The organism is Acidisarcina polymorpha (assembly GCF_003330725.1).
Lineage (GTDB): Bacteria > Acidobacteriota > Terriglobia > Terriglobales > Acidobacteriaceae > Acidisarcina > Acidisarcina polymorpha.
In genome coordinates this window covers 6792471-6813311 of record NZ_CP030840.1, presented here as the reverse complement: position 1 = coordinate 6813311, position 20841 = coordinate 6792471, and the positions used below count along the sequence as shown (strand labels likewise).

Annotated in this window: 15 protein-coding genes and 2 pseudogenes; 10 read left to right on the top strand and 7 right to left on the bottom strand. The window is 54.6% G+C overall.

The window, feature by feature from the left end; genetic code table 11:
- Positions 1–413 precede the first annotated feature (413 nt).
- Entirely contained in the window at positions 414–1793 is a 1380-nt protein-coding gene (locus tag ACPOL_RS29235; protein ID WP_236657108.1) for a hypothetical protein, read from the top strand.
- Between the two features lie 242 nt (positions 1794–2035).
- Positions 2036–3454 (top strand): phytoene desaturase family protein, encoded by a 1419-nt coding sequence (locus ACPOL_RS29230; protein ID WP_114210296.1) that lies wholly within the window; start codon positions 2036–2038, stop codon positions 3452–3454.
- Between the two features lie 447 nt (positions 3455–3901).
- On the opposite strand, the gene ACPOL_RS29225 is transcribed toward ACPOL_RS29230, so the two are convergent.
- Positions 3902–4771, bottom strand: a complete 870-nt coding sequence (locus tag ACPOL_RS29225; protein ID WP_114210295.1) for a class I SAM-dependent methyltransferase — start codon at positions 4769–4771, stop codon at positions 3902–3904.
- A 192-nt stretch (positions 4772–4963) separates the two neighbouring features.
- Entirely contained in the window at positions 4964–5107 is a 144-nt protein-coding gene (locus ACPOL_RS33795) for a type 2 periplasmic-binding domain-containing protein (protein WP_161557637.1), read from the bottom strand.
- A gap of 465 nt (positions 5108–5572) precedes the next feature.
- On the opposite strand from ACPOL_RS33795, the gene ACPOL_RS29215 reads away from it, so the two are divergent.
- Both ACPOL_RS29215 and ACPOL_RS36670 read left to right on the top strand, forming a co-directional pair.
- Positions 5573–6649 carry a glycoside hydrolase family 5 protein gene (locus ACPOL_RS29215; protein ID WP_161557636.1) on the top strand — a complete coding sequence of 359 codons (1077 nt, stop codon included), beginning with the start codon at positions 5573–5575 and terminating at the stop codon, positions 6647–6649.
- Between the two features lie 310 nt (positions 6650–6959).
- Complete coding sequence (locus tag ACPOL_RS36670; protein ID WP_114210292.1) at positions 6960–7670, top strand: cupin domain-containing protein; 711 nt, start codon at positions 6960–6962, stop codon at positions 7668–7670.
- Here ACPOL_RS36670 and ACPOL_RS29205 read toward each other — a convergent pair.
- On the bottom strand, positions 7636–8850 hold the full coding sequence (locus tag ACPOL_RS29205; RefSeq protein WP_161557635.1) for a cellulase family glycosylhydrolase: 1215 nt from the start codon (positions 8848–8850) through the stop codon (positions 7636–7638). The two genes, ACPOL_RS36670 and ACPOL_RS29205, sit on opposite strands and share 35 nt — an antisense overlap.
- Positions 8851–9349: 499 nt before the next feature.
- Here ACPOL_RS29205 and ACPOL_RS29195 point away from each other — a divergent pair, with 499 nt between their 5' ends.
- Together ACPOL_RS29195 and ACPOL_RS29190 are read left to right on the top strand one after the other, a co-directional pair.
- Complete coding sequence (locus tag ACPOL_RS29195) at positions 9350–9577, top strand: hypothetical protein (RefSeq protein WP_114210289.1); 228 nt, start codon at positions 9350–9352, stop codon at positions 9575–9577.
- A 595-nt stretch (positions 9578–10172) separates the two neighbouring features.
- Positions 10173–10964: an alpha/beta fold hydrolase gene (locus ACPOL_RS29190; protein WP_114210288.1), complete on the top strand. Its 792-nt coding sequence runs from the start codon at positions 10173–10175 to the stop codon at positions 10962–10964.
- A gap of 751 nt (positions 10965–11715) precedes the next feature.
- Here ACPOL_RS29190 and ACPOL_RS34340 read toward each other — a convergent pair.
- From ACPOL_RS34340 to ACPOL_RS29165, 4 genes and pseudogenes are all read right to left on the bottom strand, one after another.
- Positions 11716–11934, bottom strand: a complete 219-nt coding sequence (locus ACPOL_RS34340) for a transposase domain-containing protein (RefSeq protein ID WP_236657581.1) — start codon at positions 11932–11934, stop codon at positions 11716–11718.
- A gap of 6 nt (positions 11935–11940) precedes the next feature.
- A pseudogene (locus tag ACPOL_RS29175) lies at positions 11941–12541 on the bottom strand (IS66 family transposase); the annotation flags it as partial.
- 90 nt (positions 12542–12631) lie between these two features.
- Positions 12632–13411, bottom strand: a pseudogene (locus ACPOL_RS29170) (class I SAM-dependent methyltransferase); the annotation flags it as partial.
- Between the two features lie 335 nt (positions 13412–13746).
- Entirely contained in the window at positions 13747–14718 is a 972-nt protein-coding gene (locus ACPOL_RS29165; protein ID WP_236657107.1) for a quinone oxidoreductase family protein, read from the bottom strand.
- A gap of 947 nt (positions 14719–15665) precedes the next feature.
- Between ACPOL_RS29165 and ACPOL_RS29160 the strand changes: the two genes are divergently transcribed.
- The 4 genes from ACPOL_RS29160 (at position 15666) to ACPOL_RS29145 (ending at position 20055) form a co-directional block, all read left to right on the top strand.
- The gene (locus ACPOL_RS29160) at positions 15666–16436 is read left to right on the top strand and encodes a hypothetical protein (RefSeq protein ID WP_114210282.1); all 771 of its coding nucleotides are present in this window, start codon (positions 15666–15668) and stop codon (positions 16434–16436) included.
- A gap of 316 nt (positions 16437–16752) precedes the next feature.
- A complete protein-coding gene (locus ACPOL_RS29155) occupies positions 16753–17298 on the top strand; it encodes a GNAT family N-acetyltransferase (protein ID WP_114210281.1) in 546 nt (181 codons plus the stop codon).
- A gap of 109 nt (positions 17299–17407) precedes the next feature.
- Positions 17408–18349: a 6-bladed beta-propeller gene (locus ACPOL_RS29150; RefSeq protein WP_161557633.1), complete on the top strand. Its 942-nt coding sequence runs from the start codon at positions 17408–17410 to the stop codon at positions 18347–18349.
- Between the two features lie 503 nt (positions 18350–18852).
- A complete protein-coding gene (locus ACPOL_RS29145; RefSeq protein WP_150133172.1) occupies positions 18853–20055 on the top strand; it encodes a glycoside hydrolase family protein in 1203 nt (400 codons plus the stop codon).
- Positions 20056–20841 lie beyond the last annotated feature (786 nt).

The window sequence follows — 20841 nt, the reverse complement described above, 5'->3', positions numbered from 1 at the left end:
AACGTTGCGGAGGACATATTGGCTGACGCTCTAGTTGCTCATTCCCAACTTCACCGCGTTCCATCTCACCTTTTGTGATTGGTTGTCCAATGGGCGTACTTACGGACGCTCTCCCGAAACCAGCCATGCAATGGTTGCTCGGTGAGTCGTGGGTGTCAGACCATAAGCTAGGCACCACGAATCGAGTCGCTTGGAGCCTATCGGCAGCCACGAACTCTACTTAGGCGGGAATCATCTGCTTTTTGTCCATATGTGGTGCTTCCTCCCAGTTTTGTGCGATGTCCAAACCTAGATTTCGGCGAAACTCTGATATGGCCACGAATGTGCGCGACCACACACAAAGCGTGCCAGAACGAGAGGGAACGCTGAAAAGTAAAGAGGTGATGATGTCTACACATAGGCTGCCCGGAGCCGTGAATCAAGCTACCGAGCGAAGTTTCGTTTTCTCGAAGAAAAATGCAGAGGCAGACGAGATCGATCGAGTGTGCTGGTCGGTGCCGTTTCGCTTTGCTTTTTGTCTTCTATTCTTGTTTCTTCTTCTGTCCGATGTAGTCATATTCTCACCTCTCTCAATCATTCCGTTCGTAGGCGATGCGATCAGTAACGGAATCTCTTTTGTGGCATTTCACGCCGCGCAATGGACCGGTGTGCATGCGTTTCATCTCAGCGGAATTGCAATGGAAGCGCACCCGACTGACTCGCGCGATACGGCGCTCAACTGGATTACGCTTGGCCTGATCCTTTGCGCTTCCGTGTTCGGCGCACTTGTTTGGCGTGTGTTGGATAGGCGTCGACCGCACTACCAGACCGCGGCTGCTTGGCTACGTTTCTTGTTGCGCATGTTGCTCGTGTTTCTCATGCTTAGATATGGGTCAGGCAAGGTGTTCCCGTTGCAGATGAGCCGACCATCACTGGCGGTGCTGAATGAACCGCTGGGACAGAGTTCACCCATGACTCTGCTATGGACCATGATCGGTCTGCACCCGTTGTATCAGATTCTCTGTGGGGCGTTTGAGATGCTCGCGGGCGTTCTGCTCTTCTTTCGTCGGACTGCTTTGCTCGGCGCACTGTTGAACGCTTTCATCATGTCTAATGTCTTGCTCTTTAACCTATTCTTCGATGTTCCGGTCAAGTTAGGGGCTGGTCTGATCCTCCTAACGACAATTGCCGTGATCGCACCGGATCTAGGATCGCTGTATGAGTATTTTTGGCTCCATCGGATGACGGCTCCCACCGGCCTCTGGGTCCCACCGCTGGAACGACGAGAGTTCAGAATCGGGACGCGTGTCATTGAAGTAGGTTTCGTGCTCCTTGCAATCTATAATCTTGTCCCCGGTGCATACACGATGGCCAAACAGGAAAGCCAAAACGTGCGGCATCCTGGTGCGCTCACCGGCGAATGGCACGTCGACTCCGATGTGCTCCGCCTGGACGGTCACAATGTCGACACACCCGTCCTGACAGCAGAAGGGTCACCCCTGACAGCGCTTTACCTCGAACCGGATGGCCGTGTCATGGCTCGATCAAGCGACGGTAGGTTATGGCGTGCCGGCATACAGGTTGATCCTCAAAAGCGAACCCTATCTCTATACTCGGGGTGGTTTGAGGGAACTCGTTTTCAAGGGAGCTACCTCTTCGCCCAACCAGACCCCAATCATCTTGTCCTCAAGCCGTTCGGTGACGGCGCTGGGATGCTCGGCACCCTCACACTCAGCCGGGTTCCTCTGCCGGATCATTATCCTTTGCTCGACCGCGGATTTCATTGGATAAACGAGTGGGCACTGGAGCGCTGAGAGCGTCCGCGACTGATCAAGGTAGCAAGGCAGTTGTTATAGTAGGTGCGACGGGTGTCCCTGACCGGGTAGAAGCGGATCTACGTCTACTCAGTTTTCGACCCGTCAGACTTCAGTGATCTTCAGACTCGCCCATTCCGTCTGGTCGAAACCTCTCACTTTCATATGGGAACTGTCCTGATAGCCTGCCTGCTGCTAATGTCATTTGGCGTTGAAAAGTGTGATGGAGGAGGTGCGAATCGTTGCGTTCGGCCAACATTATAGGCTCCGGCCCTAACGGACTGACAGCAGCCGTGACACTGGCGCTAGCGGGAGTGCAGGTGTCGGTTTTCGAACGCAATGTCCAGCCTGGTGGGGCTGCGGCGACCGGGGAGCTCACCCTTCCTGGCTTCCTCCATGACATCGGTTCAAGCGTTTTTCCACTCGGAATCGCGTCACCGGCCTTTCGCGCGCTGCAACTCGAAGAGTGTGGTCTCGAATGGCTTCAACCGGGTACTCCCATGGCTCACCCTCTCGATGACGGCTCAAGCATTACTCTCGAATCCGAAGTCGAGTCAACCCTCTCGCAGTTCTCAGCACACGACGCTCGAAACTATCGATTGCTACTTGGCCCGACAATCCGTGCGTGGGAGGATTTAGTCGACGATTTTACGCGTGGCTTGTTGCGCGTTCCAAAGCATCCAGTTGCGATGGGCGTCTTCGGTATCCCGGCACTACTTCCTGCACAAGTTTTAGCTCGGCTCCTCTTTCGAGACGAGCGGGCCCGAGCGCTGTTCGCTGGATGCGCTGCACATTCGGTAATTCCCTTCACGAAGGCCTCGAGCTCCGCCGTTGCTCTCGTTATGCTTGCCGCGGGCCACACTACAGGCTGGCCCATCGCACGTGGTGGAGCCGTGAGCATCAGTCGCGCACTCGTCAATCGCCTTACTGAACTCGGCGGTAAGCTGTACACCGGAGTCGAGGTGACTTCGCTTACAGGACTTCCGTACTCCGACATCACACTCTTCGACACGTCAGCCGAGTCTATGGCCAGCATATCGGGGGACGCTCTCTCCTTGGCATTTCGTCAGCGAATAACACATTTTCGTCCCGGTCCCGGCATCTTCAAGATCGATTACGCCTTGCGGGAACCCATTCCATGGCGAGATCTTGCGTGTCTGCAGGCCGCTACAGTACATCTTGGCGGGACGTTGGCTGAGATTGCCCGCTCCGAACATGACGCGTTCTATGGCCGCCACAATGAGCGACCTTTTGTTCTCGTCACGCAACCTAGTCTCATAGATTCAACCCGAGCACCACTTGGCAGACACACGGCGTGGGCATACTGCCAGGTTCCGTATGGGTCAGAGCGAGATATGAGCGCATCTATCGAAACCCAAATTGAGCGTTTTGCGCCCGGTTTCCGCGATGTCGTTCTCGACCGCTGCGCCTGGAATACGAGAGCGTTAGGACGTTGGAACCTGAACTTAGCGAAGGGCGACATATCGGGTGGTGCCATGACGCTGAAAGGGATGCTTGCACGGCCGACCATTCGTGGACACCGAACCTCTAACGCCCGTATCTACCTTGCCAGCGCATCCACCCCTCCAGGTGGTGGCGTGCACGGAATGTGCGGCTATCTCGCAGCGTCGGCAGCACTGGCCGATCATCGGCAACATTGAGGATGTCGACGGCGGCCGGTCAGGCGCGCACTCTCTCGCCAAATCTACTACGAAGTTTCTGCTCGAGAGCGTCGGGGCCTGACTAGTTCAAGCGGTGGGCGATTGTCGCAGGTACTAAGCGACTTTAAGTCCGCTAGTGCGAAGCCTCCAGTCCTCCAGTCGCGAATCATCACGTTCATCTCAGAGTCTTCGCTCAAAAACGGGCTGTCCAATCGGCGGAAACGCTCGCCGCATCGTAATAGCGCGAAGACAAAAGAACTCGCAATAGCTTGATTAAGCTTTTCCTCAATAGGAATTAGGAACTCGTGCGACCCCCTCTTAAACAACTGGCTCGAGTTGTTATTGGACCCCAACACCAAACGTAGATATCGTGCGCTCAGGCCTCAGACTATGCATGGCCAACTTCCGACAAAGGCGTTGTCCGGGACTGATCTAGGCATGGTTCGCTCAGAGCCGCCGTCCAGTGACAACGAAAGCTCTTGTCGGGAGACGGATGACGCCATCCTCTCCGGCATAGCTTTGGAACGCATCCTGTAGCGCAGCGTGCAGTTTTTCTGCCTCAATAGGGGTCAACGTGGCATAGCCTGGAAAGCCCTTGAACATAGGGTGGCATTCACTTACGACGTCTACCGAGGAGAACGGACTCCAGTCCGCTGTCACAACCTCGACCTGGACGTCGCTGCAGCCCGCAGCTCGCACGTCAGCGCGCAGTGCTTCTTCCGTGAAAACAGGGAACATGTCGGCAGGCCAAAGAACCCGGACGGGAAACAGAGTGCTGAACACCCGTTTCATAAGGTGAGCCGGAGAGCAATCGTCCCTTTGGGTCCACATCGAAAGGTTGATCCGTCCTCCGTGCCTCGTGACACGGATCATCTCGGCTAAGCCAAGCCGCCACTTCGAGAACGCGAGCACCCCAAAATTGGATACTGCTATGTCGTAGCTAGCGTCCCTCAGGTTCAGCGTACTGAAGTCCATGATCTCCGCCCGGCCACGTTGGCCTGGGCCCAAACGTTCACGTATTCGGTCGATCATGGGCGCGCTCACGTCTGTAGCAAGCACCCTTGCTCCACGCTCGGCGGCAACAAGGGCCAATCCACCGGTGCCAGCGGCAATATCTATAAGGTCGAGGTTTAAGATCGGTTGCAACGCATCGAGGATGTGGATGGCAAAGGGTTGCGTGGTTCGCTCGCCCATCTTCTCATAGAGGCTTATGGGGCTGCTTGCCTTTTGAGTAGACTCGTCTCGAGTGCTCGGTGTCATACTGACGATAGAGGCGTGACTCGTCCTCGCGGAGGTCATCTTCTTTTCATCGCTCATGTAAACTTCCCTCCTTCATAGTTGCATAATTGCAGGTAGAAGATCTGTCGCAGCGTCAGTCGGACCAAGATGAACTCGGTTCATCAGGCTAGCGTTAAAAGAGCGGTATACGTACCTCGTTAGTCGCTAGCAGGGAGGAACTAAACTGGATACTATCCCCAGATCCATCCTACTCATTGCAGCACTATCTACTCAAACCCAGCGCTCAGTGAGTGCTTCATCGATGGGGCCATACTGCAGTCCGCGGCGCGATGCGCTGATGTGCTCATATTCGATGTAGCGCTTCAACGTCACTGGCGCTCGCGACAACGGATGCCCAAGACGAACTACACCCACGAATTTATCAATGAACAGGCCTTAAACTTTAACTTCCGGCCCTCGAAGTTTTATATCCCCAACGTCGAGATCGATAATGCCCTCGCGCAATGGCCCGATCTCTTCAGTTCCTTGAGCAAGAAACTGCAGGTTGATTTTGCAGGCTTTCTTGCGAACCTCTCTAAGGATTGCGGATGCGAAAGTCCCAACGAGAGATTCCTCGGCACGAATTGTGAAGCTACGCTCCGCCCGGTCAGTGGTACTGCTCGGGCTTGGATCAAGGACTGTGCTTCCTGAGCGTGCGCACGTACACGAGCACGAACCTCCAACGCCTTCGGCGTGGGGACAAGTCCTCTACCTGCCTGAACCATGATGGGGTCGCCCACTTACTTGCGGATGCGTAGCAACGCGGAGCTCATTGCAGGGACGCTCACGTTCATACGTTCCCCTGCCTGTGTGACGCTACTCTGGTTTGAGGATGAACAAATGAAGCGCTTGCAAGCACGGTATAAAGTGTTGTCTCGGTTCAAACACGCTTTACTTTTCTCCACCATCTCTCTTGTCGCGTGGACCTCGGCCTGCGGACAGGCCTCCATTTCTGTGTCAGGCGGCAGGCTTCAAAGAGACGGTCGTCCGTGGACTCCTCACGGGGTTGTACAGATTGCCTTTGTCGCACCTCCCGCTGCACAACAGGGCGTATTCACCGAAGCGTACCAACACTACTCGCCTTCGGATTACACCGCCATGCGCTCATACGGGATCGACTCAGTGCGTATTCAGATTTCACAACCGGGACTCGACCCTCAGAATCCCTTGTTCACCCCTGCCTTTCGTTCGCAGGTCATCGACGCCGTACACGCGGCTCGAGCGGCTGGGCTCATCGTGATGCTCAGCGTCCAGGATGAAGAGCAGAGTGGCGAGAAAAAAGACAGAGTCGCGTCGCTGCCGAACGACGCCACCCGTCGTGTATGGGCTTCTATTGCCCCTGTGTTCGCGAGAGATCACGGTGTCATCTATGAACTCCTCAATGAACCGAATCTGCCCCCAAACCCCGAAAACTGGCGCAAGTGGGCTCACGAGATGAACGCTACGCTCAAGGTCGTTCGCGATGCCGGAGCTTCCAATGTCGCGGTAGCCGACGGTCTGCTCTTCGCTGAGAGGTTAGGAGGTGCACCAGCGCTGCATGATCCTGACGGACAGGTAGTCTACGCATCACACCCATATGCCCATCGTGCTCAAGATCAGACGGCGCCTTCATGGGAGAAGAAGTTCGGGGACTTTGCACGAACGCACGCCGTCGTTGTGACCGAGTGGACGACAGTGCCCAAGTATTATTGCGACCTGGGTACCCCAAAATACGCGGAGGAGTTTCTCCGCTACCTCAATGGGCGTGGCATCGGCTTGATGGCATACGGCTGGGATTTTACAGGGCCGAAGTTTGGCAGTACTTTCCATGGTTTTCCGCCCCAGATCAGCGCCTTTGAAGGTTTGACATGTGGAGAACCGGGCTTTGGACCCGGCAGGGCAGTCGAGCGATTCTTTCAAGGGCGGCTTCAACCATGAGTCCGTCCTTGAGCAATCGCATCCTGTATAGCGTGCCAGCTTTTCACGTGCCCGTGGGCCACCGTGGCCCGGATGATCCTGAGCTTTCCTTGTGCTCTCTTCAGACAAATTGTGGGACCGCATACGAGCGGCGAGGAGCAAGGAGATACGGCTGCACTGTTCTTCGCACTGCACCCGCAGGAATGTTCAACATTTAAAAGTGTCGGTCGCGCATAACCCTGTCTGTAAGCATTCGCGCTTCGACACTACGAGGAGGAGAAATCTTGGCGGAAAAAGAAATCATCACAATTCTAGACGGTCTCACGCTTGAATCGTCGTTTCAAGCCGGTCTTCAAACTACACCTGTTGCGTCTTCGTAGAGACGACGCCACCAAAAGGTGGACCGCCGCCACATAAGCACCTCAAAGAGGAAGAGATCTGTACGGTTCTTGAAGGGGAATACGAGTTCTACAAAGATGGCGCTTGGATTCCGATGACGGTCGGTCGATCTATCCTTTCCACGCGGAACACCTACCGTGCCTTCCGAAATGTAGGCGAAACGGCTGGCCGAATGATGCTTACAACGAATGGCGGCGGAATCGACGACTATTCTCGCGCGATCTCCGGCCTAAAGCTTCCAGAAGACCTTAATCGCATGACCGAAATCAGCGATCATTATGGCTACTTTACTTCCCCCCGCCCAAGGCGGAGAACTCCTGAGCACCGCCGTAATCTGCGTGCAGACAGTGAGACATCGATGGTGACAGAGCCTGCTGCTTTTGAAGCTTTAACGAAACCACCCTCACAAGAAGCACCGAGCCACACCGTCATCGTTCCTGCTAGTGTTGGATTGCCTCGGCGATTCAGCATCGACTCATTTATCTCGCTAGCGGGAGGGAGATCACTGGAAGTTACGAATCACCGCGAAAGAACCACTCCACGTGGCTTGATGAGCAGAGGCGCGTGTATATCGATGCTCCACCCGCGCCTGCTCGTCTACGGAACAACTATTCGAGCACGGCAGAAGGTGTCCCCGTCGTGAACCAGGTTTGAACGAGTTGACCCGGTCCAACACCATCGTCGATAACGGCTTCTCCAGTCTGCGCATCGATATGGCAAATGGGAGTGCCCGCAGCCGGAAAAGACGTTACCGTGCTGTTTGGAAAGTTCACGCGGATGCTGCCGAAGTTCGGTCCAGCCCAGTCCCATGTCGTCGCGACGAGTCCCACACCTCGCCCCTGCAGGTATTGCAGGAAGGCCACATCGGCGGTCCCTGTGATGTTGTCGCAGTAGTAGCCATTTCCCCACTCCGTGACCATCACGGGGTTGGTTGCTGCAAAGTTTCCGAACATCACGTTCCACCCGGTTCCAGCAACGACGTTCCCGTTCGCGTCTGTTCCGGCGGCGTTCTGATCCTGGTAGTTGTGCGCGTATGGGTGAGAGGCGTAGATCACCGGGCTTACTGTGTCAGTGAGCGGAAGCGCACCGGTAAGCTCTTCGGCATGCTCCAGACCATCGGCGATGAGCACGTTCTTTGCTCCCGTGCCCCGGATCGTGGCAATGAGTGCGTTCATCGCGGTTTGCCACTGCGTCCAATCGGCGGCAGGCGGTGGGCCTTCGCGAGTAACACCCACAAAAGGTTCGTTGTAAATCTCAAGCAAAATCCCGGTGTCCTGCCCGATCCAAGGAGCCGTCGTCAGCAAGTTCGTCCATGCACCCTGTGCCCCCCCAGCCGGAAGTCCCGACTCATTCGTTTCGCCGGTTTGCGCCTCGTCCTGATCGGAAAGGATAACGGTCAAGCCCGCGGCACGCGCAGCTTTCGCTGCGGCTATGACATTGTTCGTGAACGTCTGTGATGGATAAATACCCTTGGGATCAATCCCCATTTGTGCAAACTGTATCCGTACAGAGTCCGCACCCTGCTGCACCATCTGCGCGTACTCCGCCGAGGTGTAGCTTTGCGCAGCAGTCAGAAAGATCTGCTTCGCTCCGTCCGCACTGGTATACCCCGGCGGCGACACAAACGCCACCTGCTGAAAGGCATGCGGGATCCACGGCTTTCCATCGCGGGAGATCACCTTGCCAGAAACCGAAATGAAGCCGGATGCCTGTATGCTGGATGCAGCCGTCGTGGCGCCTCCAACGGGACTGCAACCCAACAGCGCAACCAGAGTGGCAGAGAGAGTCACCGCTGCCAACACAAGACTCGACGTTTCCTTCATTGCTTGCCAACTTTCCGCGCCTGGAGCAGGCCTCAAAAATATGATGCTGCTCAAACGCGATGTTTGAGGCTCCTCCCTACGGACCTCGGACATTTGGCAGCAACAGGCGTCTTTGTGGCCGGATATTCACCATGGCAGCTGCTACGTCTTCCGATGACGACACCCCCGTGTCTAGGAGCGCATCCAAAGCAATGAGGAGATTGGCGTCGAACTGTTGCATACAACGCAAGTGCACAAGGCCATCAGCGATCCTAGTTTACGTCGTGATGAGGAATCGGCTCAGTTATGTTGGGCCTTGATTATTGTTGGCTGACGCCATTGCCACTCGCCCGGAAGAAGCGAGCAATAGGTTCAAAGATCAGAGGGGATCTATTTGCTGGGGATACCGAAACTGTTCTCATGAACGGCATTATCGCTGCCACAATGACTCCGACCCCGCCGATTAGAATGCGAGCGCCACATATGAGCAAAAGCTTGTACGATTTTTAGTAGAGAGTGCATGACGGACCAGCCGAACAGATACCCGGAGAAGCGCACTTTTGCGATGTTCACGCTGGTGTATCACCGGGGGCTGCTTCAGCCTGGACTCAATACCTACTGGGATGAAGGCACAAAGTTCGCGCGTTCCTACAACCATAAAGCATTTCGTATGCAAAGCCCGAAGAAGCTCTGTTCCAGAACGATCACAACGATCGGCAACTGGGTGAGCAGTAATCCGCTTCCATAAAGGTAAGAGAGAAGCTGAGAGCTTAAGGTCAGTGAACGATCGGAACAGCCAAGATGGCCCAAGACCATCAAATCCACTCTTCCAGCCGTAGGAGCGCCCACCATGATTGATGTTCGCCTAGGAATTGCCCACATGCGGCTACCGCGACGGCTGTCCAAAACAAAAAGCTTAAGCTCGCGTATCGGGCCCACTGGCGATACAGTCATTGATCGACAGGTAGTCCTATGTCATCCGATGCCTATTCTGCCAAGGCGCGTTGGAGAATCTTCGGGGCGAGGAATTCCAAGACAATATCGCCAATAACACCTGAATGAGGAAACCTTTCAATAAATCGAGCAGTTTCGGCAGGTGAGAATCGGACAAGATGCGGCCGAATACGGCCATATCGTCTGTACCTCGACACACCGTTGTCGGATTCGCTCATCTAGTCTCACAGATGCTGCTATTTGTTGCCGCTCAAACCGGGCCGTCAAGACGTTTCGGAAAGCGGATTGGGTGTGGCGGCTTCAGTGGCTATTTGGTCGAGTTAAGTCGGGTAGTCGGGTAGTCGAGTTAAGTCGGTTAAAGGGCCGAAGATCTCTTGAAAGGTGGTTCTATGAAGTCAAACACTGAAATGGCGCTGTACGTTGAACAGAAGGGAGACAAGGGAAAGCCGTGTCTCCTTTTCCTGCACTACTGGGGCGGAACACATCGGACATGGAACAAGGTGATTGGTGAGCTAGGAGACTCTTTCCACACGGTTGCGTTTGACTTTCCGGGGTGGGGAAAATCAGATGGCGCGTCGAGTGACTATTCGATCACTTCCTTGGCCGATGGCACAACGGAGTTGATCAAGCATCTCGGGCTTTCCAGCTTCATCCTTGTTGGCCACTCAATGGGCGGAAAAGTCGCACAGCTGTTGGCTTCCCGCCATCTGGAAGGGCTCGAAGGCGTGATTCTCGTCGCGCCTGCAACGCCGTCTCCCTCACAGATGCCCGACGAAGCTAAAGAGCAACAGATTCACGCATACGACAACCGTGATACAGCCCTTCAGACCATCGAGTTTCTGACTGCACGGATGCCCGATTCCAAAACCATCGAGCAACTTATCGAAGACAGCTTGAGTGGAGTTCCCAAAGCAAAGCTGGCATGGCCAACCATCGGCATGTCGGAGGACATTTCAGCAGAAGTTCCCAAGATCGCCGTACCTACGCTGGTGCTTGCGGGAGAGCTGGATCGACTTGATTCTGTAGAACAGCATCGCCACGAGATTATCGCAAGAATTCCGGGGTCAACACTTGAGATCATTGCGGAGAGTGGGCATCTCTTACCGATTGATCAACCAGTGCGAGTCGCGAAGGCGATCACAGATTTCGTCGAGACGCACGCAGGACGCTCTATCGACTGACTCTTCCACGCCAGCGCAAGAGTCGAGTTCTGCTGGTGTGGAGATGTTTCGGACCGGTTCGCACCTCAAAGGGCCGGTTCGGGGCAGATCCTTTTCAGCTAGCTCCGGCTCCGCCTCTCCGCCGTAAGCGCCCGTTCCTTACCGTCTTATGAAGAGATGAGAGTGGATGCGGTCGTCGTGAGCGAGTATGAGCAGCGGTATGCGGTTCGGAACTCCGGTATAGCATTTCGGATCTTGGATCGATAAAATTTGGATGCGAAGGGAGCCACAGATGAACTGCCGGCTGATATGCTTAGCGCTCTTGAGCTTCAGTTTAATGGTCCAAGCTCAGGACAACACGGTTTTGATTCACATTAGGCTTATCGATGGACGTACGGGGCTTCCAATAAGAGTCAAGGAAGTTGGCCTGGAGGATCGCGCAGGCTACCGTGACATCTCAGTCAGGCAAGATTCCTCGGCGTTTGCTGAGCTAAAGATTAGTCGAGACACTATCATCCTTACCCACAACACGCATGAATATGTCAATTGCGCAGACGAACGTGGAGGCCTGATTCCGAATTCCTACAGGATCAGCGAGGTCGTAGCTAATGGCATCGTTGAACCTATTGTGCCGCCCAATCGTTGCACTAAGACTTCCAGTTCTGCGAAGCCGGGAGAGCTGATCCTCTTCGTGCGGCCTTGGGAGCCGGGAGAGGAATTGTAATCGGCGCCTCGCTCCCTTGCCGAGAAGCGCCTTTATTCTCACTTGAGATCAAGCGAGATCCATCTGAGTCTTGTAGAAGTTCCATAACAACAGTTGCTGTATGCGGTTGATCGGGAAATCAGCGGTCTTTTCCAGGATGTGCCGGAGGTAGAGTTCCGGATCGAGGCCATTGAGCTTGGCTGTACCGAGCAGCGAATAGATCGCAGCCGACCTTTGGCCGTCGGCGTCCGAACCGCAGAATAAAAAGGTTTTTGGTCCCAGAGCCACGGCACGCAAGGCCCTTTCGGCTCCAGAGTTGTCGATCTCGATCTGCTCGTCGTGAAGATAACGAGTCAGCGCACGCCAACGTGAGAGCGCGTAGTGAATCGCCGCCGTATCAGACTTGCGCGAAAGACGTGCAAGTGTCTTGTGGAGCCACTGATGCAGTTCGTCGATTTAAGGCCTGGCTCGTGCCTGTCGAACCTCACATCGCAGCTCAGCAGGCTTGCCGCGGATGTCGCGCTCGATCTGGCAGAGAGCGCCGATGCGTTCGATTGCTTCGTTGGCAATCGCCGAGTTGGTGGCCACATGGATATCGTAGAGCGTGCGCCGCACGTGAGCCCAACATGCGGCTTCGATGATCCTGCCGCCTTCGTAGATGTGATGGAAGCCAGTCTTCCTTCAAGATGCCGCTAAACTGACTGAGATGTAGCTTCGGATGCTCGCCCTTGCGATCGGGCGAATAGGCTGGCGGTGTGTCCATGCCTGCTGGACGATCATCGCGCATATAAGTCCAAAGTCGAGCAGTCTTGGTCTTGCCTAATCCCGGAGCCAGGACCGGAACCGGCGTGTGGTCAGCATGAATCTTGGTCGCTGCCGGAACGTGCTTATAAATCTGCTCGACCAGTGGATCGAGAAGATGGCTTGCTGATCCGACCCAGTCCTGAAGACGACGCTTACCCTGCGATCGTTTTCTCAGAAGCAGTCACAATGCCCTGGCGGTTACGATCGGTTGGTGATAGCCACTCGCCTTGGGCATATGCCACTCGATATCTGTGAATTCCGCGAGCCGGAGTGCCTCTCCGAGTTCCGCTCGAAGGAGACACCGATATTGAGATGAAAAGTGATGAATCCCCCATTTGTGATTTCGCTGGAGAGAGATGTATTGGTGCACATCGTAGCGATCGTCTCCTGTCCAGTCCCAGATCTGATGGACGATCCGGCGTTCTCCAGAATCACCGAAGAACGACGGCCCTTGGAACTTTGGGCGTGTGCGAATTAGTTCGTCATAGTCTCTAATGCTGGCAATAAAGAGCCCACCGTCACGGAGAACACGTTTGAACGAATGGGCGGCACCAGCCAATTGATCGACAGAGAGATGAGGTAAAGCGTTGTCAAATGCACCAACAACATCATCGAAATGATCAGAGGAGAATTCCTCCAGGCTTGTCATGTCCGATACGCGGAACTCTACATCAAGTTCACGCTTCGCTGCCTCATGTCTGGCGCGCTGTACGGCTTCATTGCTGAGATCACTTCCAGAAAGCCGGTGGCCGATCGCCGCAAGTCCCAAAACTTGCGTCCCAATGCCGCAAGCACAGTCGAGGATCCTCAAGGATGAAGTACCAAGCTTATACTTGATCAGAGCATCGACGATGTGAGCTTGTCGACTGATTGCCTGATTCCAGTCTTCGAAGATCAGGTGGTAGAAGTCAGCCATGGAATCATAGAACTGTTCAACCTCACTAAACATGCCTCGCACCGCCTCAACGTTAACTTCATTATCTCGAAATTCTCGATAGCCCCCCTCACGTCGCTAGACGACGTATACGTTTGGGCTGTCGAGCCTGACCTATTCTGAGGACATCCGCCGTCAATCCCAGATCTTCTGGCCGGAGTCGTAGCAATTTGCGTCAGATCTACGCTATCTGCACGCAGTGGTAAAGCTCGGCGTCCAAGAACGTTTCCGGCCAGAAGCATGCTGGCGGGAGGGAGTGGCTGAAATGCTCTATGCCGCCTAGCTCCGACTTATCTGTTCGACAAAGGTGCTCGCTGAAAATCCGGCCGCTATCGGTGGTGATGCTGAACGGCAGAGCTGCTTCACGCGCATCTCACGACCACCTTGCCCACGTTGTTCGTCCCTTTGAGAAAGTCGCCAAACGCTTGTTGCAGTGCGGCCGCGTCAAACGGTACCGTTGCGGTAATTGCAGGCTTCAGATGTCCGCTTTCGTACCACGACACTGCCTGCTTCAGTCCATCGGTAAGCTTTGCCGTTTGTGCTTGGTACAGAGGGTCTCGAGCGTACCTCCCGAGGTCGGAAATGACCATCCTAGCACCGCGACCCTCCACTACCGACTGCACGTCGTTAGCACCGGCGCGGGCCACCTGGGCCTCGGTACCAAGCCGGATGTACTCGCCACCACGGGCGACAACAACAGCAGATTGAGCATAGGACGATTGCGTGTAGGTAGAGTCGTAAACAAGATCCGCCCCCTTGCCTCCAGTAAGATTCATCACCTCTTGGACAACATCCTGCTTTGAGTAATCAATCACGTGATCCAGTTCTAGCTCCTTGAGCAAATTCAGGGAGGCAGCCTTCCCGGCGCTACCGACGACCTTTAGTCCATAAAGCTTGGCGATCTGCGCCGCAAAGTGGCCGACCCCGCCCGCAGCTCCGGCAACGTAGATCCACTTGCCACGATGTTGCTCAATGCCTCCGGTCATCACAAGGGACTCGTACGCGGTCAGGTAGGCGACGCCATACGTGCTCGCTTCCGGCGCAGGTACGGCACCTCTGTGAACGATGTTCTCTCTCTTAGCAACAACATATTCCGCAAAGCACGAGCCAGTAAGGGACCGGCCAAGAACTTCGTCACCCACCTTGAATGCTTCCTGGCACTGCGCTCCGAGTCCCACGACCTCGCCACTGAAGTCAAAACCTAATACGTAAGGAAGAGGAAAGTTGAAGACGTTGACGCGGGCGAGGCCCGGATCCATCTTGTTGATCGACGCATAATCGATGCGGATAAGTACGTCGTCCTCATGCAATGCCATAATGCTCTTTCGCTGCATACTGACGGCTTCACCGGCTTGCTCAATCGCCAGAGCCCTGAAAGAAATGGGTAGAGTTATTTCCTGACTGACAGCTGATGCGGGTCTCTCCCGAATTAGAGGAACTGGTTCTGGCATAATGATCTCCTTCACATATGGCACGCCCGCCCGCGGATGTTCTTTCCGCATGATAAAGGAATGTGTGGCACAATCCATTGCTCGGCAGTCCCTAAAATCGGCGCCACAGTCCTGATTGATATCGGGATGCTGCATCGGAGCCAGTAGGGACGTCCGCGCCCATTGTGGACAGCACGCGAAGCCTAATAAGGACGGCAAGATCGCCTATAAACAATGGGACTTCTCAAATGGAGCACTTCGTTCCGACGCGGGGACAAATCCCGACGTCACTCATAGATGGTCTTATCGGATAGGCATGTTGTCGAATAGGACTTTGTATCTTCGTCGACCCACGACTGCCGTTCGGCCGCACACTGAGTCTCATCCGGATCTCGCAGCTCAGATTCGATCAGCAACATCTATTATTCAAGTCCACCTCTAGGATTTGCGCTTCTTCAGTAGCTGGTCAAGCCTTTCCGGTCATGCTTACTCGACTATCGCTTCGCCACTTCTCTGCGACAGTGGCGGACTATGTCGAAACATATCCGGCCAACGCTAATTTAACGTCTCCCTCGGCCGTTCAAGTTTACCTACAATCGATGAGCGAAAGCAACAGGTCGCCACGGGTGAGAGTTGCCTAGTTTCTCAGTCGACTCCGAGCATGACTTCTTTCATGCAGCCAATGAGCGGAGTTTCTAGCGGGGGGAACAATAGACGCAAAGACGGGTCGTTTGAAAATGACCAGGTTGAAAAGATGGCTGCGCTGATTGGGCACGGACACGCTGTTTAGGCCGATGCGATCGATCCGGCTTTGCACTCGTGGGAGAGCCATGGTCTGAGGGGAGGACGTTATGAGGCCGCAGGACAGAGACTTGGAACACTTGATTCGACAGCTGAGTGACTACATCGTTCCTAGCACACTGATGGAGAGTTTCGACGCGTACCGTGAAGAATCTGTCACTGCGTCAGCTCTTAGATTCAACAAGTCCCAACTGTCCTGGTTTCTCGAAACACTGAATGAGTTTCGCGGTGCTGACGATAGGAAAAACTCACTCCTCGACATATTCGATCCAAGCATATTCACGTTTGAACACACAGCCTGGGGCGCCGTTCCAGGCACCCAAATCGAGATGCCACCGCTAACCTCGGAGGTGGCAAACTTTGCAGATCGAGAATCGGAATTTGCATCGGTGGCTGAAATCGAGATCGAGGCATTCCGTCATTATGCAGACCTCCATAACAGAGAGGAGATTCTTGGATTAGCGCAGTTGGCGGCTTCATCATTTGCAGATCAAGGAAGGGCATTCTATGGACGCGAAGAAGCTATTCGATATTTGGCGCTTAATGCCAGTAGCTTACTTGAAGATATATGGGCCACCGATGACAGTTTATGGAAAGACGCGCCGGCTAGACGCATCCACTTCGATGACATGGTCCGCAAACGCAAGTATGACCTACTTAGCTTTCAATCAATCCAACCTCCCTTCGAGCAAGCAGACTTCACTTGCTATTCGGAAGCCGATATAAGGAAGTTTGCAGTTGATATCCAAAGTTTGTTGGCCACCAATCGAATGAAGCACCTCGCAATCTGTACCCGGTGCCAGTTACGGTTGGGATCGTGAACGAAGCTGGCGGAGAGGTTCGATCAAAGCAGCCATCTGATAACTGAACGGCCGACGCAGAGGCGGATCCAACATGAGATCCGGCGTTCCGGAGGATCATCACTATATCGGTTTGCCTTCAACCGCTGGGCGCGCGAATATAAAGTGCCAAATAACTCACAGATCCAGCCAAGCTGTTCAACGAGTTGCTTGAACACTTGCAAAGACGACACCGTCGCTTCACCATTAATGAAATGACTCCGCCCGTCTTCCATCTGCCAGCAGACAGGTCCACATTGAAGAAAATCATTCTGATCTCTTATTCAGGGATATAGCCGTGTACTTCCACTTCCGCGCAGCGACCTCTGAAGACATTCCCGTCCTCAGCGAACTCATCGCGGCCTCGGTTCGCGAGCTTCAAATCGAGCACACGCCCGAAGAGCGAGAGCTTGCTCTCGCCACGATCTTCACCATCGACACGCAATTGATCCTTGACGGTACCTACTCTGTCGCTCTAAGTGAGGAAGGCATATTGGCTGGCTGCGGCGGCTGGAGCAAGCGTAGGACGTTGTACGGCGGCGACCGTCAGATACAGGCCATCGCGCCCGAACTTCTTGATCCATCTCACGATGCCGCGAAGATCCGCGCCATTTTCGTCCACCCCGCCTATTCGCGTCAGGGACTTGGCTCGGCGATCCTCGCGCGATCAGAAAAAGCCGCTCAGGATGCCAACTTTACTGGCTTTGAGATGGGGAGCACGCTTGCCGGCGTCCCCCTTTACACCCTCAAAGGCTATCGCAAGCGTGGGACAATCACGGTGCCGATCGGAGCGGAGAAGACGATCACGATCGTACGGATGGCGAAGAGTGCCAATCCAGCGTAACCGCGTCTCTTCGCGTCGTAGCGCTGCAGGTCCACGCGAAGAAAGGTGAGGCCGTCTCTGCGAGAGACGCAGGGTAAATAACGGAATGCAATCAAACAGCAAACGTCTTATGTCTTTACTGTTCTTAGCAAGCTTCTGCTTTGCCCCCTCGATCATGGCCCAACTCCCGGAGAATTCAGACTCTGAGCTCGCTCGTCGGATCGAGGCATCACCGCCTCTTCCGTTTATAGAGACGAGGCTGTCACTTTATTCGTCATTCTCCGATTGGGAACTTGGGGCTGTGGCCGGGGTCGCGATCGGCAGAAGTGAAGATATCTATGTCATACAGCGAGGAGACAAAGCCGATCCCATCCTTGTGTTCGACAAACAGGGTAAGCTCATACGGTCGTGGGGACGAGGTGACTTCGCTCTACCTCACAGTCTCCGCCTCGATTCTCGTGGAAATGTGTGGGCGGTCGATGCCCAAGCGTCGAAGGTGATCAAGTACGACTCGACGGGTCGAAAACTCCTAACAATCGAGGTCAGTCCGGTACCGATTGATGGCAGTTCTTTCCGCGGAATCACAGACGTTGCGTTCGCTCCAAACGGAAATCTTTACATCACGGATGGTTACGCAAACGCCCGAATCCTTGAATACACCGCGGGGGGTAAAGAGCTAAAGGAATGGGGACACCCCGGTAAAGGGACCGGTGAGTTCGAGCTCCCACATGGGATTCAGATCGGCCCGGATGGCATTGTGTATGTTGCGGACCGCGAGAACGGGCGAATCGAAAAGTTCGATTTGAATGGGAAGTTCATGGGAGAGATCGATGGGCTCGGACGTTGCTACGCACTCAAGCTGGTTCAAGGTGTGCTCTGGACAAGCGTCAGTCCGATGGGTGAGGCGCCTGGGGCTCCGGGCTGGCTATTAAAATTAGACCCGCATACTGGCGAGATTCTCGGGCACGCGCGAGTTCTAGATCAGCGTCAAGGACACGCTCTCGATGTCTCATCGTCCGGTAAAGTTGTAGTCACGGCAGGCAACGGCGTTCTCTCGTTCCAACAAAATTAGGTGGACAATCGGCACTTGCCATCTAGACTTCAAAGGCCGTGACTCCCACTCTTGAGAACGACCGTTCAGCGCGCAAGAGATTTCACCCAATGGATCTTGAGAGGTGCTCCGACCGTCGCTGTAATCACATGAGCGTTGCTCCCTTAAATGCTGATGTCCGAAAGCCGATGAGAACAAATTCGGGGCTCCCCCTGTAAGTGTCACGGGCCACAAACAGAATCTGCCAATTTCACTGTTAAAAAGGCCAAGTCAATCGCTTCCGTCGTTTCGCTCTCTAAGTGCGGCATCTGAAACAAAAAGAGTGATTTAGCTTGTGATCAAAGGTTGAACATTAGTTAGCTCCACTCCAAAATCAGAAATTCGGAGGACCCATGATTACCCCCCATCGTTTGAAACTCCTTCGCACCGCGTTGAAGACTGCTTGTCGTGCCTCGCTTTTAGTTCTCGCAGCGCCCTGTTCATTCCTTTCAACGGTATATGCTCAGTCTTCAGGAACGCAGAATTTGACTGCTGACCCAATTCCTCTTCACCCCATGACACAGGTCGACGAAAAAGAGCATCTCGGGTATTTCGGCGATCCTTATCCGGTTCATGTGGCCCCTTGGACAGCACCCTTTCTTCCTCAGTACTTCTCTGGGACTACAGAGGAGTTGATGACTTGCGAACGTCCGATTAAGCCGGGCTGCTTCGAGACCTCGCCAGTCACTGTGAAGATCGCGGACGGTCTTGAGGCCAAGGCCAAGGACGCGAACAATGAATTCTTCGACAAAATCAATCGAAACATCTATCAGACAGATGACGGCCACTGGAACATGGCAGTGACGCTTTATTTGCGCAAGACGTCTGCCCCCAAGACCAGCTTGGTAGGCTCATGGACAGTAATAGCGCATGCGCATCCGGAAACTGAAGATACTATCACCACGCCGACGTCATGGATCGTCGATAAGATCCTCATAGGCTCAGTGGAGGAACCCGCCAAAGCCAATTATGACGGCAAGTATTTCGAGGACGACAGGAAGCTTTACCTCATCTACAGCAAGCGCGAGGTCGGCACCGTTCACGACGGAATCGTCGCGCAAGCGCTGACATCGCCTACCGATCTAGATTCCACCAGTCCCGTTTGGCTGCTTGCGCCCAGCACTACCGATGGAGGGTTCAACTCCGAGTACTTCCACATCAATTGGGCAGAGGGCGGCCCCAATGCTGACTTCAAGCTGATTGAGACAGGTAACATCACGAAGATTGCTGGTAAGTATGTGATGGCTTACTCAACTGGCGACTATCAGCAGCTTGATTACAAGACTGGAATCGCTTATTCCGACACGCTGCTGCCGAAAGAGGGCGAGATGTACCGCCGTATCCTGCAGCCGGATACCGATGGCGTATGGGGCAAGCCAGGACACCCCGAGGTGCGCTACCTTCTCCAGTCCGACAAGGAAGCGTGGCCTAACTATGTCGGAACGCAGGTGTTCGCTCCCGGAGTTCCTTCCGTTGTCGAGGAGCCAAACGGAGAGTATTTCCTATACTTCGATGGATTCTTGCCCAGCAATGCGCCCCCGGCGACGAGTGCACCCAAGACCTCTTTCGAGGCGACCTACCGGAGGCCCTTCTACGTTCCCCTAAGCGTTAGGGTTCCCTTCAATGGTTGTGTGGAGGCGGCAACCGACGAGGAGCTCGCTTCGTGGATCACGGTCCGTAACAAATAGACTACTGGCTTTTTTCATTCAGCGGGCTGTATCTTCAATCGACGCTGCTACTTCTGCATCGGGCAGAAGTAGCAGCGTTGATTCGTTTCACACCATTCGGGTAGGAGATGGCGTGACTGCAAAGATTACCGAACTCTATGACGAGACAATTTGTCGGTACGCGTGTAGTCCGTAGCTTCAGGTTCTGTGACAAAGTGTGATGGCGAAGCGTTCACAATTTGGCCATACCCTAGCTCACTCTGCACAGATGAGGTCCGAGTTTCTGCAGTAAGCGTGTGATGTTCCCATCTGGCGGGGCCTCTGCTCTGTGTTGAGGATGATCGGATGGATGATTCTGGAGCGTTGGTTCGGCAGGTTCGTAGTAAGCGTGTGATCATCCTTTCAAAAATGGAATGGTCCGCGTGCGCCGTGAAAGGCGTTTAGTCCACAGTGGGTGCAAGTCCCGCCCGGGAGCTGGTTCGTTCCGCCCGGTAGCAATCGGAGCAGCGGCAGAGGTAACGAAGCTGCTGAAGCCTCCGGTGGAAGAGGGTCGTAAAGGCGACTCTGCAAGCGTGCAGGCCGTAACGTGAGTGAACGCTGAGCAAGCCTCGAAATCCATGATGCAGGAGCCGACCCGCCGCGGACTTGGGGAAGGCCGATGAGGGGGAAGAGTATGAGCGAACAGCTTCCTTCAACCTGCCGGGGTAGTGGCGACGGCATGTAAGCAAAGGGGACTGAAGGCAACACGGGAAGCCCCAGCGGTGATTGTGGTTGGATCAACTGGCAGCTCGCGAGAGACAGGCCGGG

Coding starts and splice junctions, on each gene's coding strand:
- ACPOL_RS29160 (WP_114210282.1), top strand. CDS start 15,666: ATGAGGCCGCAGGACAGAGACTTGGAACACTTGATTCGACAGCTGAGT.
- ACPOL_RS29225 (WP_114210295.1), bottom strand. CDS start 4,771: ATGAGCGATGAAAAGAAGATGACCTCCGCGAGGACGAGTCACGCCTCT.
- ACPOL_RS29165 (WP_236657107.1), bottom strand. CDS start 14,718: ATGCAGCGAAAGAGCATTATGGCATTGCATGAGGACGACGTACTTATC.
- ACPOL_RS29190 (WP_114210288.1), top strand. CDS start 10,173: ATGAAGTCAAACACTGAAATGGCGCTGTACGTTGAACAGAAGGGAGAC.
- ACPOL_RS29195 (WP_114210289.1), top strand. CDS start 9,350: ATGACGGACCAGCCGAACAGATACCCGGAGAAGCGCACTTTTGCGATG.
- ACPOL_RS29150 (WP_161557633.1), top strand. CDS start 17,408: ATGTCTTTACTGTTCTTAGCAAGCTTCTGCTTTGCCCCCTCGATCATG.
- ACPOL_RS29215 (WP_161557636.1), top strand. CDS start 5,573: ATGAAGCGCTTGCAAGCACGGTATAAAGTGTTGTCTCGGTTCAAACAC.
- ACPOL_RS29205 (WP_161557635.1), bottom strand. CDS start 8,850: ATGAAGGAAACGTCGAGTCTTGTGTTGGCAGCGGTGACTCTCTCTGCC.